The sequence below is a fragment of the Candidatus Endoriftia persephonae genome (genome assembly GCF_023733635.1).
Taxonomy (GTDB): domain Bacteria; phylum Pseudomonadota; class Gammaproteobacteria; order Chromatiales; family Chromatiaceae; genus Endoriftia; species Endoriftia persephonae.
The window spans coordinates 2326976-2348108 of sequence record NZ_CP090569.1 but is presented as its reverse complement, the minus strand read 5'-3'; the positions used below and the strand labels follow the sequence as shown (position 1 = coordinate 2348108).

Below are 21133 nucleotides of genomic sequence, written 5' to 3'. Positions count from 1 at the left end.
AAACTTTGCAGAGTCGTCTGATTTTAGTGAGCGGAGGCAGCAGCGGCCCCCTTGGGTACCCGGATATCCTCCACCAGATGTTGGATATGCTCCGGCGGTGCGGCAGTCACCTTCGACACGGCGATGGCGACGGCGAAGTTAACCAGTGCGCCGACAGCGCCAAATGCATTGGGTGAGATGCCGAGGAACCAGCTCGGACCCATGTCACCCAGGAAGGAGGTGCCGGGGATGAACATGATGCCCTTGTGCTGGAACACGTAGAGCATGGTGACGCCGATGCCGGAGACCATGCCCCAGATCGCACCGGAGCGGTTCATCTTCTTGTTGAAGATGCCCATCATCAATGCCGGGAAGATCGAGCTGGCAGCCAGACCAAAGGCGATGGCCACGGTGCCGGCGGCGAAATCCGGTGGATGCAGGCCGAAGTAACCCGCCAGGGCGATGGCGCCGGCCATTGCGATGCGTCCGGCCATCAGCTCATTCTTCTCCGAGATGTCGGTCATGAAGACGCCCTTCAACAGATCATGGGAGATCGACGAGGCGATCGCCAGCAGCAGACCCGCTGCGGTGGAGAGCGCAGCGGCCAGACCACCGGCGACGACAAGGGCGATGACCCAGTTGGGCAGCCCGGCGATCTCCGGGTTGGCCAGCACCATGATGTCGCGGTCGACCTTGACCATCTCGTTGCCTTTCCAACCGAAGGACTCAGCCTTGGCGGCAAACTCGGCGTTCTTGTCGTTGTAGTACTGGATGCGGCCGTCGCCGTTCTTATCCTCGTACTTCAGCAGACCAGTCTGCTCCCAGTTCTTGAACCACTGCGGACGTTCGGCGTAGGCGAGGTTGCCTTCGGCGGAGCCCACTTCACCCATCTGAATGGTGTTCATCAGGTTGAGACGGGCCATCGAGCCGACCGCCGGTGCGGTGGTGTAGAGGATGGCGATGAAGACCAGCGCCCAGCCCGCGGAAGAGCGGGCATCCTTCACCTTGGGAACGGTGAAGAAACGGATGATGACGTGGGGTAAGCCGGCGGTGCCGATCATCAGCGACAGGGTGTAGACAAACATGTTGAGTTTGCTGCCCATCACTTGGCTGGTGTACTCCTTGAAGCCGAGTTCGGTTACCACTAGATCGAGCTTGTCCAGCATGTACATGCCGGAACCGTCCGCCATGGTGCTGCCAATACCCAGCTGCGGCAGCGGGTTGCCGGTGATGTTCATGGAGATGAAGACCGCAGGCACAGTGTAGGCGAAGATCAGCACGCAGTACTGGGCGATCTGGGTGTAGGTGATGCCCTTCATGCCGCCGAGTACGGCGTAGATGAAGACGATGCCCATGCCGATGTAGAGGCCGGTATCGTAGTCAGTCTCGAGGAAGCGGGAGAAGGCGACGCCGATGCCCTTCATCTGGCCGATTACATAGGTGATCGAGGCCAGGATCAGGCAGATAACTGCGACAATACGGGCGGTGCGCGAGTAGTAACGATCACCGATGAACTCGGGTACGGTGAACTTGCCGAACTTGCGCAGGTAGGGCGCCAGCAGCAGTGCCAGCAGTACATAGCCGCCGGTCCAGCCCATCAGAAAGACAGAGGCGCCGTAGCCGTTGAAGGCGATCAGCCCTGCCATCGAGATGAAGGAGGCGGCGGACATCCAGTCGGCGGCGGTGGCCATGCCGTTGGCCACCGGGTGTACCCCGCGGCCAGCGGCGTAGAACTCGCCGGTGGTACTGGCACGTGCCCAGAAGGCGATGCCGATGTAGAGGGCGAAGGTAAAGCCCACTACGGTATAGGTCAGTGTTTGAAGATCCATTGGTTGTATCCCCTTAATCCTCGTGGACGTCGAATTCGATGTCCAAGGCGTTCATACGTTTTGCGTAGAAGAAGATGAGCACCAGGAAGGTGTAGATAGAGCCCTGCTGGGCGAACCAGAAACCCAGCCCGACACCACCAACTTTGATGGCATTGAGCGGCTCCGCGAGGATGATGCCAAATAGGTAGGACACCACAAACCATATCGTCAGTAGGATAGCTACCAGGCGAATATTGGCTTTCCAATATTGCTCAGCTCGATTGTTCATTTCATGATCTCTCCGCCGGTTGAGTTGCTTCGCTCTGTGGCTACCGCCGTCGCCCTGCCTGAGGAGTTCCTGCAATTTTATTGTTCTGGCTTAGAGGCGGTGCCCGGTTTTGGGTATCCGCAGGTAACGGATAGAGCCACAGGAATTGTCCGGCTGGTGTGGGTTAAAAGTCAAAACAAAACAAGGAGTTATTGTGTGTTATCTGGGGTCTGTAAAGAGGGTGTGTGAGAAAAAAGGTAACAAAAAATTGAGTGAGTGTTACCGATGGGATCGCAATCTGTTCCCGATGGTAAAAGAAGCTATTTTTTGACCGCAGGAGGCGGGTGTAAAACCGGCTGACGCTGGCGTGCGTATCTGGAGAGAGCAGAGCTGTCTATGGATCAGAATGCGTTAGAAGCGAACTGATCATAGCGAATTGGATTCCCTCAGGATTGGATCTATGTCTAACTTTTCACTGCTGAGTCTATTGTCAATGACGATGGTAGTGCTGGCTTGTTCGCCGGTGCAGACTGACGCGCTGGAGCGTTTGAATGGCTTTGATCTGCGTGATGCGCAGGTGCCGCCGGAGGAAATCTTCCACGGTGGCCCGGCGCGGGACGGCATACCGGCCATCGACTCACCGCAATTTGTCACTGCTGATTCGGCGGATTGGCTGAAACCTGACGAGCGGGTGCTGGGACTGTCGTTGCAGGGGACCAGCCGCGCCTATCCGGTGGCCATTCTCAACTGGCATGAGATCGTCAACGACCGTTTCGGTGAGCGGGCGGTGGTGGTCACCTTCTGTCCACTCTGCGGCAGCGGCATGGCGTTTGCCGCAGAGGTTGATGGCCAGGCCTTGAGTTTCGGGGTCTCTGGTCTGCTCTATAACAACGACATGCTGCTCTATGACCGACAGAGCAAATCCCTCTGGTCGCAGTTGATGAGACAGGCGATCAGCGGCCCGATGCGGGGTAGGCGCCTGCAGATGTTGGCGTTGCAACACACCAGCTGGCAGGAGTGGCGCGACAGGCATCCACAGACGCAGGTGCTGTCGCGGGAGACCGGTTTTGCTCGGGACTACAGCAGAGATCCTTACGCGGGGTATGCGCAGGAGTCAGAGTTGTTCTTTCCGTTGTCTGCTATCAACCCGCGCTACCATCCGAAAGAGCAGGTCTTGGGTCTGGAGATCGACGGAGCCTTCAAGGCCTATCCGTTTCAGGAGTTGTCGCGGCTGGAGGGGGTTCTGAATGATCGATTGGGGAACCGGCCGATCCGGGTGCACTTTGACAAGGCCAACGCGACCGCTTGGGTGGAGAGCCGAAAGGGGAGACGTCTGCCGAGTGTCATCAGCTACTGGTTTGCCTGGATGGCGTTTCACCCGGATAGCCTGGTGTTTGAAGGTGATTAGGAGAGAAGAGAGGAAAGGCAGTGCCTGACTGCAGCGCAAGACTGCAGCCAGGCTGAGTGGGGTTGTTTGGGTGGTGATCGGGTGAATTGTATTCTAACTCATAGTTATGGCTACAAAAATCAATGGCTCTGCTGGGTAACCTCAGGATCTGATTCGGCCTTTTTATCCAGTTCACCCAATAGATTGAAATCATCCAGGATGCAGTAGAAAGCCGGTACCAAGAACAGCGCCACCAGGGTGGCGGCGGTCAGACCAAAGGCGAGGCTGGCTGCCAGTGGAATCAGGATCTGTGCCTGCAGACTCTTCTCCAGCAGCAACGGGGTGAGGCCGACGATAGTGGTGATAGAGGTGAGCAGGATTGGACGGAAACGGGCCCTGCCCGCCTGTTTGGCAGCGTTGGTGACCGCCACACCCTGGGCGCGGGCATCGCGGATAAACACCACCAACAGAATCGAATCGTTGACCACCACCCCGAACAGCGAGGCCATGCCGACGATGCTCGGCATGGTCATATCGAGCCCGAGGGCGAGATGCCCAAACACCACGCCGATCAGGGCGCTGGGGATTACCAGCATCACCGTCAGTGGAGCGAGATAGCCGCGGAACTGCAGTGCCAACAGCAGATAGACCCCGAGTAGCCCCATCAGGACGTTGCGCACGATCGACTTGCCGGTCTTGGCGGACCGCTTGCTCTCACCCTGCACGTCGAACTTCAGCCCCGGATAGCGTGCCAGCAGTCCGGGAATGAACTCACGCTGGGTCAGCCCCAACAGCTCTTGGGCGTTGGCCTGGGAGCGGTCCACATCGCCCTGGATAGTGACTGCCCGCTGGCTGTCGATCCGGTTGATCCGGGCCCAGCCGCGCACCTCTTCGATCTCGGCGACCACTGAGAGTGGTACCAGCGCGCCGTCTGGCCCGGTGATGGTGAGTGTGTCGAGACTCTCGGGGCCGATACGATCCTGCTCGCTAAAGCGCAGATTGACCTCATAGGTCTCGGCGCCGACCGGAAACTCATCCACCTTGAGGCCCTGAAAGGCGCCGCGCAGCTGCTCGGTCACGCTGCGGGCGTCCAGCCCCAGCACGCCGGCATCCGGTTTCAGACGGAGGCGGTACTCACGTTTGCCCGGGCGTAGGTCATCGCTCAGATCGTTGACCCCGGCAAAGCCGTTGAGCCAGGCCTGCAGTTCGTTGGAGGCGGTCTTGAGCTGCGCCAGATTGTCGCCTAGCAGGCGCAGGTCGATGGGGCGGCCACCGGGTCCGATGACCGGCTCGGTAAATTTCAGAGAGATCACGTCGGCCAGCAGCCCGGCCTCCTCGCGCCAGAGCTGGATGAACTCATCCAGCGGGGCGTCGCGTATCTCGGCGCTGAGCAGGTCGGTGACGATCCGGGCCACATGGGGGCCGGTCTCGAAGGCATCCGGGTTCTGGCCGTAGATCACGGTGACATTCTGCACCAGATCCTGCTGCTGCGGCTGACGTGGCTTGAAGTGGGCATTGACCCGCTGCAGCGCACCCTCGATCTGTGCCACAACCTGCTCAGTGCGCACCAGCGGCGTGCCCTGGGGCAGCAGGATGCGGGCCTCCACCAAGTCGCCATCCATATCGGGGAAGCCGACAAACTTGAGCCCGCCGCCGACCGGCACCGCCACCGAGAAGAGCAGCAGCATCAGCACGATACCGAGGGTCAGATAGCGATTGTGGATGGCCCGGTCGAGGGTCGGTCCAAACCAGCGTTCGCGCAGCCGATCGAAGCCCCGTTCAAAGGCTTGGCGGAAGCGGTTTGGTGTGCCGCTCTTCATATGCGCCAGCGAGTGATTCAGGTGGTTGGGCAGGATCAGGAAGGCCTCGATTAGACTCACCGTGATCACCAGGATCAAGACCACCGGCATGACCCGCAGGATCTGCCCGATCTCGCCGGTGATAAAGGCCAGTGAGCCAAACACCATCAGGGTGGTGGCGAAGGAGGAGGCGATGCCCGGCAGCACCTGACGCACCCCGGCGATGGCGGCATGTTGCGGCGTGTCGCCCTTGGCCATGCGGGCGGCGATATTCTCGGCGATGACGATGGCGTCATCCATCAGCAGGCCGATGCCGATCAGCAGCCCCACCATCGAGATCATATTAATGGTGACACCGACCATCGGCAGCACAAACAGCGCGCCAAGGAAAGAGACCGGCAGCCCCATGGTGACCCAGAAGCTGTAGCGGACGCTGAAGAAGAGCCAGAGCACCAGAAACACTGCCACTAGCCCCTGAGCGCCATTGCGCAGCAGCATGTCGAGGCGGTCCTGCACCACCGAGGCGCGGTCCTGGGTCAGCGTCAAGGTGACGCCCTTGGGTGCCTGCTGCTGTTCGGCCTCGGCAAACGCCTTGACGCTGGCGAGCACCTTCAGAATATCCTGGGAGCGGGTCTTGGAGACATCGAGGATCGCCGCGCGCTGGCCGTTGAAGGTGATCTTCTCCTCGGCGCGGTCGAAGCGATCGCTGATCTCGGCGATCTCGCCGAGACGGATGGCCGCGCCGCTGCTGCCGGAGATCACCACCAGATCCTTGAGCTGCTCGACACTCTTGCGCTGATCGTCAAAGCGCAACAGCAGATCCTCCTGACTCCCCTCCAGCCGGCCGGCAGGGCCGCCGACACTCTGGCGCTGCACCGCATTGGCGATGGCGGCGGCGGAGAGACCATACTGGCGCAGCCGCCAGGCGGGGATCTCGATGCGGATCTGGTGCCCGGAGAAGCCATCAATGGAGACGTCGGCGACCGTCTTCAGGGCCAGCATGCGTGACTTAAGCTCTTCCGCATAGGCCTTCAGTGCGACCGGATCCTCCGGCCCGGTGACGGCCAGCGCGATCACCGCTTCGGTACGCCCCAGCTCGGTGATAACCGGCTGCTCCGCCTCGACGGGGAAGTCATCGATGGTCTCCACCTCTGATTTTACGTCGTCGAGGAAGCGCGTCATGTCGGCCCCCTCAAGCATTACCGCGGTGGCTTGGCCGATACCCTCGCGGGCTTCGCAGCGGATCTCATCCAGATCAGTGACCCCCTCCAGGGCATCCTCCAAGCGGCGGCAGATGGCGTCCTCCACCTCCTCGGCGGTAGCCCCTTTGTAGATCACGCGGATCTCGACCTTGTCGTTTTTGATCTCCGGCAGGCTCTCGCGCTGCAGGTTGGGCAAGGTGATCAGCCCAAGCAGCATCAGCGCCCCCATCATCAGATTGGCGGCGGTCGGGTGGCGGGTGAACCAGGCGATCATGAGTCATCTCCGATAGCCTGCAGCAGTTCAGCGCTGAGTTGCTTGTCCAGTTGCGGTTGCAGCAGCATGCCGCTGACCGCCGGCACCGGATCGGAGACGACCACCCGGTCGCCCGCTCGGATGCCGCTTTTGATCACGCTCACACTTCCCTGGCTGTAGAGCAGTTGCACCGGCTGTCGCTGCAAGCGGTTCTGTGCATCCACCAGGTAGACCTTGCCGTTGCGCACCGCAGAGCGGGGGATGACAATCTGATCAGGCTGGCTCTGGCCACGCAGGATCACCTCGACAAACATGCCTTTGGAGAGGGGGGGGCGCAGGCCGGGCCTGACCTTTTCGAATGGTTTGTCGACGGCGACCACCACGCCCACGGTACGAGTCTTGCTATCGATCTGGTCGCTGAAGCGGACGAACTCTGCCTGCCACTCGGCCGTGTGGTTGCCCATGTCGAGGCGGAGCAGCGGGCGCAGTCCAACAAAGCTGGCCAGATCCTGGTTGAGCCGTTCGATGTTGGGAAGGGGTTCTGTCTGACCGATAAACAGGCGGCGCAGTGAGGCGATGGCAACCTGGGCAACTACCTCCACCCGGTCCACCGCATCGCCGTCGAACAGATTCTGACCTCTGCTGACATACTCATCCGCCTCGATTTTTAGATTCGCTATGCGCAGGTTGAAGGGTGCCTTCACCAAGGTGTGGGCGAGATCCCGCTCTGCCTGGGCCATCTTGGCCTGCAGCAGGCGGCGCTGGGTCGGTAGTAGCGCCAGGGTATTCTGCATGTTCTGCACCTTGGTGCGGTTGGCGAGCATCGCGCGCTCTGCCTCATCAGCGTTGCTCTGGGAGGCGGTGCCGCTCTGCACCAGTTTGCGGATGCGCTCCAGTTCGCCTCTGCTCAGGGCAAGATTGCGCTGCTCGATCGCCAGCGAGGCGTGGGCATTGGCCTCCTGCACATCAAGTTCTGCCAGCGACGCCTTGGCCTGCGCCAGATTGAGTTCGTAGTCGACCGGGTCGATGTGAAACAACTCGGTGCCGGCCGGCAGGATCTCCCCGTTGCGCAGTTGCGCATGGATTTCGACGATACGGCCGGAGACCTGTGCCACGGCGCTCCACACCCGTGCGGGCTGGACTACGCCATAACCTTGCGCAACCGGGGTGAAGGCGAGCTGAGGGGCCTCGATGATGCGCACCACTCGGGCGACTTCGCCGCGCTCTGCTTTTGCCGGCGGCTGTTTGCCGCTGGCGGCCCAGAGCAGGACAGCGATACCGATGGCGATGGGCGGCAGAATCCATAGAACCTGCCAGCGGGATCGGGAGGCGTTTGTCATGATTTCTGTTCCTGCAGAGGGTGGTGGTTGAGTGAATGGAGTGCGAGTGAAGTGACCAGTTCGGTGATTATGCGAACCTCACTGTCGCCGAAGACCGGCAGCCCTAGGCGGCGCAGGATAGTGGTTCTGCCAATGCGGAAGATGATGACCTGTCCGAATAGGGCATGGCTGGTGGTCAGCACTTCGGGGGCATCGGCCGGCAGCCCCCAGACCTTGGCGATCAGTTGCGAGATGACATCGTGCATTGGGGCGAAAATCTGTTTGTAGAGGATCTCGAAGGCCTCGGTGGGGTGGTGCTGTTCGCGGAAGATGAGGCCGGCGGCATCCTCAGTGATGCTGTCCAGCGCCAGGTTTCGCACCAGCCTTGCCATCAGGTTGGCCAGTAGCTGACGGCACTGTTGTGGGGAAGCAGTGAGTGATGCCTGCTGAATGTGTTGCAGATGGGGCGCCATGGTGGTGTGAATCGTCTCGGCAAGATATTCGGCGGTCGCCAGATAGAGCCCCTGCTTGCCACCAAAATGGTAGGAGATGGCCGAGATGTTGGCGTCGGCGGCCCGCACGATCTCACGGGTGCTCACTGCCTCATAATCGCGATGACCGAAGGCCTTCAGGGCTGCCTGCAACAGCCGCTGGCGGGTGTCTGCTGTGTTGTTTTGAAGGTTGCGAGGCATGGGTGTCCGGATTGTTGATGATCTCGATGTCGGCAGAAGATAAAACAGATGATTGAATTAAGTCAAACGTTTGTTTGAATTTTCGGTTGTTGGGTATGGGGGCCACCGGCCTGAAAGGCAGGTTTAGAGTCCTAAAAGCTCAAGCCATTCAGACTTCCCGGTGTGGTTTTGCAGGGCCTCCACAACTGGCTGGTGAGCATTGGCGCTGGCCAGATCGATGGCCTGCTCGCGTTTTTTGTTTCTGAGGCGGGGGTTGGCGCCGTGGGACAGAAGCGCTTTGACGATCCTTACCCTGCCAGCTTCCGCAGCGGCCATCAGTGCAGAGGTGCCATTTTGATTGCGTCGGTTGGGGTCGGCATTCCACGCCAGCAGTTTTTGCACAACAGCCTCGTGGCCCAGGGCTGCAGCCTGGATCAGTGCGGTGTCTCCCGCATGGTTTGTTGAGTCCACATCAATACCGGCACGTAGCAGCTTCACTGTGATCTCGGCAGAGTCGCGTCTGGCAGCCAGCAGCAGCAGGGCGTGGCTGGAACGGTTACTGCGTGCGGGGTTGGCATTTGCTAGGAGCAGTTGTTCCAGGGTTTTTGCCGAGCCGCTGTCGACTGCATACCAGACCGGGGTGCGCCCTTGCAGGTCCGCCGCATTGGGGTTGGCGCCCAGCTCCAGTAGCAGTTGGCTGGTGGCCGCGTCGCCATTGGCGGCGGCGATCATCAGGGGAGTCATGTCACTAGCCCCGCGGCGATCCAGCTCGGCTCCAGTTTTGGCCAGCACCTGGATCACCGCTGGTCGAGCATGTGTCACCGCGATCGAGAGGGGAGTCGCCCGTGTATTGTCGCTGGCATGCGGGTCTGCACCATGTTTGATCAGCAGTTCAGCCAGATCGGCCTGGCCGGCCTTGGCGGCGTAAAAGAGTGGGGTCTGCTGGTTAGCATCTCGGTTGTTGGGCTCGGCGCCGGCCTCCAGCAGCCGGGCTGCGATCGCTAGATGCTGTTGTGCGACAGCACGTGACAGTGCAGTAAACCCCTCGGGATCGTGCTGGTCTACCGGGCTACCCGCTGTCAGGAGCTTGGCGACCACTGCCTCGTTGCCGCGCCAGGCGGCGAGATTGAGGGTAGACCAGCCGGCAAAGGGCTGGTTCTCTCCGGCTACTGGGGTGGTCTGGCGCAGCACAGCCAGATTGGGCGTCTCGGCATGGCCGGGCTGTTTCACCGGCAGGCTGGCGCCTGCGTCTTGGAGGATTTTTACTATCTTGTGGTGACCGCGCAGGGCGGCGATCTCGATGGCGCTCTGCGACTTCTTGTTGGTGGCTGTGAGGTTGGCGCCCCGTTTCAGCAGCAGTTGTACGCTCTTTGTCTGGCCCTTGGCTGCGGCGATGATCAACGGGGTATTGCCGAGCGAGTCAGTGTCCTCCAGGCTGGCGCCGGCTTCGATCAGCCGTGCGGCCAGCTTGGTATCGTTATTCTGTATGGCCTGCTGCAGGGGGCGGTTGCCGAGCCGGTCTGCCAGGTTGGCATCTGCACCCTCTTTGAGCAGCAGGTTAATAACCATCGGGTGGCGGTTGATGATGGCTGACAGCAGGGCGCTTCTCCCATCCTGGTCGGTGGCGTTGATCGGCAGGCCTCGGGCAAGCTCGGCTTTGAGTCTGCCGAGATTGCCGCTGGCGGCTTGACCGATGAATTGGGCGATCTCAGCGGTGCTGAATTGGTTATCGGATGGACGCATGGCTTCGGTAAGCTGCGCCAGCTTCTTTTTCGCCAGCGCATGCTCCTGCCGGGCGGCGGCTGAGTACCAGCGTTGGGCCGTCGTTAGGTTGCTGTCGGTGCCCCATCCGTATTCGTAGAAGTTGCCGAGCTGGTACTGGGCTTTGTCGAGCCCCTGGTGTGCGGCCTTTTTCATCCAGGTGAGGGCGGTGGAAAAATCCTTTTTTACCCCGCGGCCGGCTCGGTAGAGGCCGGCCAGGGCGTACTGGGCGTCGGCATCGCCGGCCTCGGCCAGTTGCTGGTAGATCAGCGCGGCTTCGGTGAAGTGGCGTTGACGGATGGCGCTGCGGGCCTCGTCGAGAGTGGCTGCGGTTGCCGGCAGTGCGGCAGTCAGCAGACAGAGCAGACCGGCCAGCAGCCGGGTGATGCGCCAGCGTTGCTTTGTTGCTATAGGGTCAGGCGGTGCCATGTTTGGTCTCCACGGTAATGCCGATCTGTTTGAGAAAACCGGTGGGAAGAATGCCGCCGGCGCAGATGATGGTCGCATCGTTAGCGATCTCGATCTGCTTGTCGTCCTGCTGGAGGGTTACCTGCTTTTCGGTTATTGCCGTTACATTCGAGCTGAGCAGCACGTTGATACTGCCGCTCTGCTCGGCTGCTTCCAGGCGTTGTCGGTTGCGCTTTTTGGCCCGGCTGAAGGCGCCGCTACGGTAGGAGAGGGTCACCTGGGTGCCAGGTTGTTCGGCAATAGAGGTGGCCGCTTCCAAAGCGCTGTCGCCGCCGCCAACCACCAGTACATGTTGTCCCCGATACTGTTCAGGGTCGATCAGCCGGTAAACGATCTTGCTCAACTCCTCACCCGGTACGCCGAGTTTGCGGGGCGTACCGCGACGCCCGATGGCGAGTAACACCGACTGGGTCTGGTAGCTCCCTTTGTTAGTGGTGACCTTGTATCCGCCTTCACCATCAGGTTCGATGGCCTCGACCCGCTCCTGGTAGCGGATTGAAACCTCAGACTCCCGCTCCACCTGTTGCCAGAATTCGAGCAGCTCCTCCTTGGTGGTCTCTGTGAAGTGGACCTTGCCAACGGTGGGGAGATCGACAGGGGCAGTCATCACCAGCTTGCCGCGGGGAAACTGGTAGACTGTGCCGCCCAGAGACTCCTGTTCCAGCGTGGCATAGTTGAGGTTCAACTCGGCGGCGCGCAGGGTGGCGGCGAAACCGGCCGGGCCGGCACCGATGATGACGACGTCAACGGCGTGAGTACGCTTGCGGTCGAGAGATGCATGCAGCGCCTCGAGAGCCTTGACCCCCTGTTCGACCGCATTTTTGATCAGTCCCATGCCTCCCAACTCTCCGGCAATAAAGATGTTCGGCATGCTGGTCTCGAAATTAGACTGCAACACGGGGATGTCGACTCCACGCCGTTCTGTGCCAAATACCAGGGTGATGGCGTCGAATGGGCAGGCGGTTTTGCAGGCGCCATGGCCGATGCAGTTGGTCGGTGCGATTAGCTGTGCCTTGCCCTCGATCAGTCCAAGCACCGGGTGGTTGGCTTGTTCCGGGCAGGCAGTCACGCAGCTGCCGCATCCCATGCAGCGGTTGGGGTCGATCACCGGGTGCAGCGAGGCGGGTTCGGTCAGGCCGGCTTCAGACTCCTCCTGCCAGATGGCGCGGCTGCGCCGCGCCTTGAGCTGCTGGATGCCCAGGTAGATGCTGAAGATGATGGCTAGGGAGGGTAGGTAGATCGTCAGGATGGGCGATAACTCTGTCATGGATTTTGTTTGAGTTGGAGTAAAAGTGTGATTTGAAACTAAGAATAAGTCTAATTGATTTGGAAGGAATGATAGGGGTGCTAGGATTAAAAAACTGTAAAGTTTTCCGACTTTCGAACGACCGAACAGGCAAGATGGGAGATCTATGTCACAAGAGCTGAGCATGACGATGGTTCAAGCGCATAAGCCGCAGGAAGCGCATAAGCCACAGGAGAGGACGAGCAAAAGGGATGGCGCCCCCTTTCTGGGGCTCTCTGGTTGGCTGTTAACGCTGCTGGTTGCAGCGCTGCTCTATGTTGGCTGGATCAACAGTGAAGAGCGCATCTGGACGCCGGAACAGGGCATAGGGTACGCGCTCGGTATCATCGGTGGTTCGATGATGCTCCTGCTGCTGCTCTATTCGATGCGCAAACGCGTGAAGTGGATGCGCCGCATGCTCAGTGTGAAATTCTGGTTCCAGTTGCACATGTTGTTTGGCGTGATGGGGCCAACCCTGGTGGTGTTGCACTCAAACTTCCAGTTGGGCTCTTTGAACGGACGGGTGGCGCTGTTTAGCATGTTGCTGGTTGCCGGCAGTGGTGTGATTGGGCGCTATATCTATTCAAGAATCCACTGTGGCCTCTACGGAAAAAAACAGGTCTTTTCCCGAATGCAGACCGATTTTTCTGTACTGATCGAACAACAGGCAGGACTGCTTGCTGCAGTGCCCGATGCTAGAGAAAGACTGCAGCAGTTTGCGTTGCGGGTGTCGAATCTGCCTGCAGGTGTAGTGAGCAGTTTTATCCGCTGGCTCAGCAGCCGTTGGCAGGCGTACCGCCTCTATCGCCGACTTGAACGGGAGTTGCTGGCGGCGCTCAAGGTGACGGCAGGGGAGCGGCAATGGTCACGCCATAAAGTCAGGGCAAACGTAAAGCAGATGCGGACCTTCCTTCACGAACATCGGGTGGCTACAATCCGCGTGTTGGAGCTGCGTTTCTATGAACGGCTGTTTTCGCTCTGGCACCTGTTGCATCTGCCGCTGTTCATCATGATGCTGATTACGGGTGTGATTCATATATATGCGGTACATGCATATTGAAAATTCACTTTTACTCTCCATTCACTGCAATGTTTTCAGCTCCCGGTCTTTATTCTGCCCGTCTGCTTATTCTGCTGTTGATCGTACTGATTGAGCCAGTCATGGCAGGTGGTGTGCTGGATAGCCTGATCATGCCTGGTGAGGTGATTCAGGGGCATGCCCGCTTTGAACAGCAGTGCGAGCAATGCCATGAGAAGCTGAAAAAGGCTGAGCAGAACAGTCGTTGCCTCGCCTGCCACGACCATCAGAATATTGCGGAGGATATAAAAAACCGCAAAGGTTTCCATGGGCGTTCTGAAAATGTCCGAAACAGCGCATGTAAACACTGTCATACCGATCACAAGGGGCGCTCGGCCCGGATTGTGTTGTTTGATGAAGCCGCTTTTGATCATCAGGCAAGTGATTTTGTCCTCAGGGGGGCACATCAGTCACTAGCCTGTCGCGCCTGCCACCCAAAGAAGCAGGCCTATTCTCAGGCCAAGAGCGACTGTTTCTCCTGTCACGAACAGGATGACAATCACCGTGGTCGACTGGGCAAGAGTTGTGATAACTGTCATCAGGAAGAGGCGTGGAAGCGGGCGGAGTTTGACCACGACCTGGACACTAACTACCCGCTGGAGGGGAAACATCGGGAACTTGGCTGCAAGCTCTGTCACGCGGGAGAAAACTATAAAGATACACCGTTGGCTTGTGTGGCATGTCATCAGCTCAACGATGTACATTCAGGTAAATATGGCAACAGCTGTCCTGCTTGCCACATCACTCAGGAATGGAAGGACCTCCACTTCAATCACGATCTGGATACCAAATACAAGCTTAAAGGTGGGCACAAAAAAGCAAGTTGCAATGGCTGCCATCAGGATAATCCTTATGAGAAAAAGCCGAAGCAGAGTTGTTACAGCTGCCATCGCCTGGATGATGTGCACAAAGGAGTCAATGGTGAAAAGTGTACGAAGTGCCACACAACTCAGGGGTGGAGTGAAGTCGCCTTTGATCATGCCAAGGACACCCACTTTCCTCTTCGTGGTAAGCATGATGGATTGGTGTGCGAGGCGTGCCACAAGGTAGCGGGTAAGAAGCGCGCCTTGCGTATGGAGTGTGTGGCATGTCATATGGATGACGATAGCCACAACGAGCAGCAGGGTGATCAGTGCCAGCGCTGCCACAATGAACAAGGATGGAGCGTCGATGTCCTATTCGACCACGATCTGGGTGGCTTCCCACTGATTGGACAACATTCAGCACTCGCTTGTGAGTCATGCCACATCAGTGGTCGCTTCAAGGATGCAGAAAAGGCCTGTCACACATGCCATCAACAGGATGATGTCCATGAAGGGCGCTTCCTCGATAGCTGCGAGAACTGCCATACCCCTAACGACTGGTCCCTCTGGTTATTCGAACATGCGCGCCAGACCGATTATCCATTGGAAGGCAAACATGAGGGATTGAGTTGTCACTCCTGCCACAAAATAAAAATAGATCCTGATAACAAGATGAGTCAGACCTGCTACAGCTGCCATAGTCAGCAGGACAAACATCGCAAGGCGTTTGGCAGGCGCTGTGAGCGATGTCATACGAGCCGTTCATTCTCCGATATTCAGATGCTGAAGCGATAACCTACCTCGGGTTACAGAGATACGACCAATGAAAAAGATAATGATATCCAAACTCTTCGTGGCTCCAGCGGGGCTGTTGGCGCTACTGCTTGCCTTATCTGTCATCTGGTTGCCCACGGGCAACGCACAAGATGAAAGTTTCGACCACTTCATGACAGGCTTTCCCCTGACAGGTGGTCACAAACGAGTTGAGTGCGAAAGTTGCCATGAAAACGGCTTGTTTAAAGGCACGCCGATTCATTGTACCGGCTGTCATAATAACGCTGCTGCAGAGGGTAAAGGCACGGATCACATCAAAAGCTCGGAGAGCTGTGACGACTGCCATACTACGATGAGCTGGCGGGTTGCCCGTTTTGATCATGGCAGTGTCAGTGAGGCTTGTGAAAGTTGCCATACTGGGCGGCGTGTTGCCGGCAAGAGCGCCAGTCATTTAAGTACCAGTAATAGTTGTACCTTCTGTCATACCACATTCAGTTGGCAACGGGTGCCGCGGGTGGACCACCTGGCGGTGAATGGCAGCTGTGCGAGCTGTCACGACGGCAACCGTGTCACCGGCAAACATGCCAGCCATGTCGAGACCCGCTCGTCCTGCGATACCTGCCATTCCACCAATCGTTGGAGCCTGGCACGGTTTGATCATACGGATGTTGCACCTGGCTCCTGTGCGCATTGCCACAATGGCACCAAGGCGACCGGCAAGCCGACCCTGCATATCCACACCACCGAGCAGTGCGACAGCTGCCACCAGACCAACGGCTGGCAGGTGGCCCGCTTTGATCACAGCAAGACCAATGGCGTCTGCTGGTCCTGTCATAATGGCATCAACAGGCCAGGAAAGAGCAGTAATCACATCAAGACAACAGCGCAGTGTGATACCTGCCATACCACTGAGACCTGGACGACAGGCCGCTTCGACCATTCAAATGCCACAGGCACTTGTGCTTCTTGTCATAACGGAGTCAATGCGACAGGCAAGCACGCCTCCCATGTCAGAACGAATGAGCAGTGTGACGTCTGCCATACATCCACTGCGACATGGAAAACCTCCACATTCAAGCATGTCAATGTTTCTGGTAGTTGTTCTACTTGCCACAATGGATCATCTGCGACCGGTAAGTCCAATAGCCATGTGCCAACTACAGGGCAGTGCGACAGCTGTCATCTCTCTACATCAAATTGGCGCAGTGTCCGGTTTGATCATGACAATGCATCAGGGGCTTGCAGTAGTTGCCATAATGGGGCGCTAGCAACAGGCAAGCAGAGTTCACATGTGCCAACCATAGCCGAATGTGATCGCTGCCATCTCTCCAATACTTCATGGAAGTCGCTGCGCTTCGATCATGCTGCCACCAATGGTTCTTGCAGTAGCTGTCACAATGGAGTCCAGGCAACAGGCAAGCATGTGAGTCATGTACAGACCAGTGCTCAGTGCGATAGCTGCCATCTTTCGACCGGCAGCTGGGAAAGCGTTCGTTTCGATCACTCCAACGTAACCGGCAGTTGTGCCAGCTGCCATAACAGCACGACAGCGACAGGTAAACATGCTAGCCATATCCAAACTACCGCCGCTTGTGATAGTTGCCACAATACGGTCTCCTGGCAAGTTGGCTCTTTTGGCCATGAGGGAGTCACCGGAACTTGCAGCAGTTGCCATAATGGTTCTACTGCAACTGGGAAATCGGCCACTCATGTGGCGACCACTGCACAGTGCGATAGCTGCCATATTTCCACCAGAGTATGGAACAATGTGCGGTTTGATCACGATGCAATATCGGGTAGTTGTTCCAGTTGCCACAATGGCAGCAGGGCTACGGGCAAGAATGTTGATCATCTGAAGACAGTTGCAGAGTGCGATACTTGCCACGTTTCTCAAACCAACTGGAAAACTACCCGCTTTGACCACTCAGCTGTAAATGGTACATGTAGCAGCTGCCACAATGGCCGGACGGCGATAGGTAAACGTGCGGGGCATATTCAGACCTCCGCTGAGTGTGATAGTTGCCATACCTCACAGACAACCTGGGGTGCGGTTCGTTTTGATCACAGTGGGGTTAGTGGCAGCTGCGCCAGTTGCCATAATGGAGCAACGGCGACAGGCAAACCGTCGGGGCATGTTCAGACATCGGCGGCCTGTGATACCTGCCATGTTTCCCAGAGTAGCTGGAGTGCGACCCGCTTTGATCACTCTGGAGTCACCGGTTCTTGCTCTAGTTGCCACAACGGCACAACAGCGACTGGCAAACATGCTGGGCATATTCAGACCTCTGCGCAGTGTGATAGCTGCCATATCTCTCAGACGACCTGGAACGCTACCCGTTTCGATCATTCTGCGGTCAGCGGTTCCTGTGCCAGCTGCCATAATGGAACCACCGCGAGTGGAAAACACGCTGGCCACATCCAGACCAGCGCAGGGTGCGAAACCTGCCATGTCTCCCAGTCCAACTGGAATTCTGTGCGGTTTGATCACGCTGCTGCCACTGGAAGCTGTTCCAGCTGTCACAATGGAACGACCGCCACTGGCAAGCACAGCAGCCATATTCAAACCACAGCAGAGTGCGATGCCTGCCATCTCTCTCAAAGCAATTGGAGTTCAGTACGCTTCGATCACAGTGGCGCGAGCGGCTCCTGTTCCAATTGTCATAACGGATCAACGGCACAAGGCAAACCATCCGGACATTTTGTTACCACTCAGCAATGTGACAGTTGCCACCGTACATCTGCCTGGCAACCGACACTCAGCTACAGTCATCTCTCAGCCAGTTATCCTGGTGACCATCGGGGAAGCCTGAGTTGTACGAGTTGTCATGGTGGCAACAGCCAGATAGTGACCTGGAGCAACGCCGGCTATGTGCCAGACTGCGCCGCCTGCCATGCCAGAGACTATGAGTCGGGGCCACATAAGAAATATGGCAATACCAGGTACTCAGTCAGTGAACTGCGCGACTGCAGTGGTGCCTGTCATGTCTATAGTGATAGTTCGATGACAAAGATCAGTAAGAGCCGAAGCCGGGAGCACCGGGTCTCGGACCGTGATTGGGATTGAGGCGCTTCAAGCAGTGAGATTGCAGCAGGTTGTTTGTAGGGAAACTGCTGCAATCCTCTTCAATAATTAAAACAGGAATAACAGGGTTGGAGATGAATAAACCTATGCAGATGGGGCGTTTTGTCCTTTTCTTTGTGTTACTTGCAATGGGAGCAGGGAAGACCTTTGCTGGCTCGAAGATCATGGACCGGATCGAGACGAAGATTGGTGTGGAAGAGAATCGTATCTCGATATTTTTTAATGTGCCGATGCGGATTGTCAGTCATCTGATCAATGCCAAGCAGAATGAGATAAGCATTCGGATTAAGCCGGTTGTTACGCCGGGTACGGAGAGTGAGTTTCTTACAGGTGATGAAACGTTCTCTTGGAGAGCTACGGCTGAAGTGCCACTTGAAAGGGTGGTGTTTAATGGAAGTCTGATCGGCAATTCCACGCTTTCGCTCTCTTTTGCAACCCCGATTAGTAAATATGAGATCGAGCAGGGAAAGGGTTTTTTCAGTCTCTCTTTGATACTGAAGAAGCAAAAGAAGGTTCAGCAGATCAAACTTCTCGAGCCGGCTGAACTGATTGATGTCCCGCAAACCAAATTACCTGTGCCCTCAAAGGATAAGGAGCAAGCCGTAGTTGAAACGGAAGGGGTGGTAACAGGAGATTATGTGTTGAATCTACTGTCACAAAGAGTCCCGATTGACTTTTCCAAGGTGGCTCCTGTTCCGGTTCCAAAAGGGAGAAAGCTCTATGCCGTTAAGGCTGAAGTCGAGGGTGTGGCATGGTATCGCCTGCGCATGGGCTTTTTTTCAAGCAAAGAAGCAGCAAAGATTGCGAACAGGGAAGTCAGACATTTTTATTCGGATAGCTGGATAGATCTTGCTTCTACTGAAGAGAAAGATCGATTACAGGCAGAGACGGGTGTAGATGCAACGATTGAAACATTGCAGCCTCCTGTATTGCTCCCGAAACGGGATAAAGTCCGATTGGATGCACCGGTTCGCCTGACCAAGATGATGGAGAAGGCACGGGAAATCATGACCGCGCAGGATTATCCTAAAGCGATACGCATGCTGACCGCGATTCTCGAAGAGAAGACGCATGCCTACTCCAAGGAGGCGCTGGAGTTGTTGGGGCTGGCGCGGGAACGGAATGATCAGGTTGCTCATGCCAAGGCGGAATACCGGCGCTACCTCGAACTCTATCCTGAGGGTGAGGATGCCAAGCGAGTTAATCAACGCCTGGTTGGCCTGATCTCTGCGGCCCAGACCCCCAAGGAAAAGTTGCGGGAGAGTCGCATTACTACCCAGCCCGGGCAGGAGCGGGAGGCAGAGTGGGAAGTCTACGGTAGTCTCTCGCAGTCCTATCAGCGTGATGCCAGTCAGAGCAACTTTATCGATACCGATGTTAATTTCGAGGATGAGATGGAGAGCGTCAACCGTTCGGAGATTGCCACTAGTCTCGACATCTCTGCCAGACGCCGCAGCCAGGATTATGATCTGCGTTTTCAGTTCAGCGGCGGCTATGATGTTGATCTGCTGACTGGTGGATCAGGAGACCAGAAATCCCTGACTGAGGCCTTCATCGAGCTGGACCGTCAGAGTCAGGGCCTGCTTGGCCGTGTTGGTCGGCAGCGCTTCAGGTCAAGCGGCATCCTGAGCCGATTTGATGGTGGTGTTTTTGGCTATCAATTTAATGAGGATACACGCTTTAATATCTACACGGGCTTTCCCGTCGATTCATCAAAAGATGTCTTCATCCGCCAGGATAAGTGGTTCTATGGCGCCAATATGGAGATGGATGCGCTGATTGATGATGTGGATGTAATCTTGTTTGCTATCGAGCAGCGAACGGATCATCTGGTGGATCGGCGGGCGATTGGCACTGAAGTCAGATATTTTGATGAGAATTTGTCAGTTTTTGGTCAATTCGACTACGACATATTTCACAATGAACTGGCGATGTTTCTGTTTCAGTCGAACTGGAGTCTTACTGACGATACCAAGGCCTATATCAACCTTGATTACCGCTCCAGCCCTATCATTACCACCTCCAATGCGCTTCAGGGTCAGGAAGGCGTCTCCTCCATCAAGGAACTTTCACTCTCTTTCACTGACGACGAGATCTATCAGCTGGCGCTTGATCGAACCGCAAACAGTACAGTGGTCTCCCTTGGCGGCACCCATTTCCTGGCCAGGGATTTCCAGCTGAGCGGTGATCTGACCGTCGCTAATACTTCAGGCACATCCGCTTCCGGTGGGGTCGATGCTACAGCGGCGACCGGTAATGAGTTCTACTATACTTTTCAGGTGCTGAAGAACAACCTGTTGAAGAATGGAGACATCGGTATCCTCAATCTGCGCTATATCGATGCCAATAGTGCCAATACCTACTCACTGACCGCCAACAGCCGTTACCCGGTGACATCGCTATGGCGAGTCAATCCACGCCTGTCTCTGGCCTATCGGGATAGTGATGACGGCACCACCCGCCTCAGCGCGGGTGGACGCCTGCAAGCCGACTATCGGGTCAAGCGTGATCTGCTGCTGGAGATGGAGCTGGGAGCGAGCTGGAATCGGCAGGAGAGTTCTACGACCATCGATACGAGCATCGACTACTTTCTGCTGGCTGGTTACCGCTGGAATTTTTAAACCTTCCCTCCCCCTGCCTGCCTGCCAGCCGGCAGGCAGGCGCCGTAACAGGGCGCGTAGACGGGCAAGCAGTTCCCTGGGATTGAACGGCTTCGCCAGATAGTCGTCGTTGCCCACCTCTAGGTCAATGATGCGATCGACATCCTCACCCTGGTCAGAGAGCATGATGGCCGGGATATCGGTGGATGCGCGCAGTCGCTTGGCGAGCGTCAATCCGTCATCGGCAGGCAATATGCGGTCGAGGGTGTTCAGGCCCGCCGGTTGTGCAGCCAGATAACATTCCATGGCATCGTCGTCCGTGACCACGCCGGTCGAAAAGCTCTGCTCGCCCAGATATCGCTCTAGCAGCTCCCGCAGGCCTGGGTCGTCATCGACGATGAGTATGCTGGTGTTTTTCGGTACCTCGGCGGCAAGCCTTCTAAAAGAGCCTGTTCTGGGTTCGCCCGCTGAAATAGATGCGAAACACATTGCCCGGGTGTGGAAATACTATGGAAACAGTTTTCCTGTAGCTTTTGGTCCCGGAATCCGGCGTGCGAGACATCACCGGTCATTGCTGATGGTTTAAGGGGATTACC

13 protein-coding genes and 1 pseudogene are annotated in these 21133 nt (G+C 57.2%); 5 read left to right on the top strand and 9 right to left on the bottom strand.

The window, feature by feature from the left end; all coding sequences use genetic code 11:
* Positions 1 to 23 precede the first annotated feature (23 nt).
* Positions 24 to 1808 carry a sodium:solute symporter family protein gene (locus L0Y14_RS10560; RefSeq protein ID WP_006475055.1) on the bottom strand — a complete coding sequence of 595 codons (1785 nt, stop codon included), beginning with the start codon at positions 1806 to 1808 and terminating at the stop codon, positions 24 to 26.
* Positions 1809 to 1821: 13 nt separating this feature from the next.
* The gene (locus L0Y14_RS10555) at positions 1822 to 2076 is read right to left on the bottom strand and encodes a DUF4212 domain-containing protein (protein ID WP_039960067.1); all 255 of its coding nucleotides are present in this window, start codon (positions 2074 to 2076) and stop codon (positions 1822 to 1824) included.
* 439 nt (positions 2077 to 2515) lie between these two features.
* Between L0Y14_RS10555 and L0Y14_RS10550 the strand changes: the two genes are divergently transcribed.
* Entirely contained in the window at positions 2516 to 3463 is a 948-nt protein-coding gene (locus tag L0Y14_RS10550; protein WP_040819699.1) for a DUF3179 domain-containing protein, read from the top strand.
* Between the two features lie 119 nt (positions 3464 to 3582).
* On the opposite strand, the gene L0Y14_RS10545 is transcribed toward L0Y14_RS10550, so the two are convergent.
* The 5 genes from L0Y14_RS10545 to L0Y14_RS10525 form a co-directional block, all read right to left on the bottom strand.
* Positions 3583 to 6717 (bottom strand): efflux RND transporter permease subunit, encoded by a 3135-nt coding sequence (locus tag L0Y14_RS10545; RefSeq protein WP_005961850.1) that lies wholly within the window; start codon positions 6715 to 6717, stop codon positions 3583 to 3585.
* Positions 6714 to 8036 (bottom strand): efflux RND transporter periplasmic adaptor subunit, encoded by a 1323-nt coding sequence (locus L0Y14_RS10540; protein ID WP_006475052.1) that lies wholly within the window; start codon positions 8034 to 8036, stop codon positions 6714 to 6716. The genes L0Y14_RS10545 and L0Y14_RS10540 overlap by 4 nt, the downstream gene beginning before the upstream one ends.
* Complete coding sequence (locus L0Y14_RS10535; RefSeq protein WP_005961290.1) at positions 8033 to 8707, bottom strand: CerR family C-terminal domain-containing protein; 675 nt, start codon at positions 8705 to 8707, stop codon at positions 8033 to 8035. The genes L0Y14_RS10540 and L0Y14_RS10535 overlap by 4 nt, the downstream gene beginning before the upstream one ends.
* Before the next feature lie 123 nt (positions 8708 to 8830).
* Entirely contained in the window at positions 8831 to 10876 is a 2046-nt protein-coding gene (locus tag L0Y14_RS10530; protein WP_039959939.1) for an ankyrin repeat domain-containing protein, read from the bottom strand.
* Entirely contained in the window at positions 10863 to 12182 is a 1320-nt protein-coding gene (locus L0Y14_RS10525) for an NAD(P)-binding domain-containing protein (RefSeq protein WP_006475049.1), read from the bottom strand. Before L0Y14_RS10525 ends, L0Y14_RS10530 begins: the two co-directional genes overlap by 14 nt.
* A gap of 163 nt (positions 12183 to 12345) precedes the next feature.
* On the opposite strand from L0Y14_RS10525, the gene L0Y14_RS10520 reads away from it, so the two are divergent.
* The gene (locus L0Y14_RS10520; RefSeq protein WP_138921870.1) at positions 12346 to 13260 is read left to right on the top strand and encodes a transcriptional regulator; all 915 of its coding nucleotides are present in this window, start codon (positions 12346 to 12348) and stop codon (positions 13258 to 13260) included.
* Positions 13261 to 13361: 101 nt separating this feature from the next.
* Positions 13362 to 14876: a hypothetical protein gene (locus tag L0Y14_RS10515; RefSeq protein WP_006475047.1), complete on the top strand. Its 1515-nt coding sequence runs from the start codon at positions 13362 to 13364 to the stop codon at positions 14874 to 14876.
* Between the two features lie 430 nt (positions 14877 to 15306).
* On the opposite strand, the gene L0Y14_RS10510 is transcribed toward L0Y14_RS10515, so the two are convergent.
* Positions 15307 to 15795, bottom strand: coding sequence for a hypothetical protein (locus tag L0Y14_RS10510; RefSeq protein ID WP_240991669.1), 489 nt, complete (start codon positions 15793 to 15795; stop codon positions 15307 to 15309).
* Between the two features lie 1905 nt (positions 15796 to 17700).
* Here L0Y14_RS10510 and L0Y14_RS10505 point away from each other — a divergent pair.
* The gene (locus tag L0Y14_RS10505; protein ID WP_240991668.1) at positions 17701 to 17919 is read left to right on the top strand and encodes a hypothetical protein; all 219 of its coding nucleotides are present in this window, start codon (positions 17701 to 17703) and stop codon (positions 17917 to 17919) included.
* 86 nt (positions 17920 to 18005) lie between these two features.
* The gene (locus L0Y14_RS10500; RefSeq protein ID WP_251859190.1) at positions 18006 to 20558 is read left to right on the top strand and encodes a hypothetical protein; all 2553 of its coding nucleotides are present in this window, start codon (positions 18006 to 18008) and stop codon (positions 20556 to 20558) included.
* Between the two features lie 69 nt (positions 20559 to 20627).
* Here the strand turns inward: L0Y14_RS10500 and L0Y14_RS10495 are convergent.
* Positions 20628 to 21026: pseudogene (locus L0Y14_RS10495) on the bottom strand (response regulator); the annotation flags it as partial.
* Positions 21027 to 21133 lie beyond the last annotated feature (107 nt).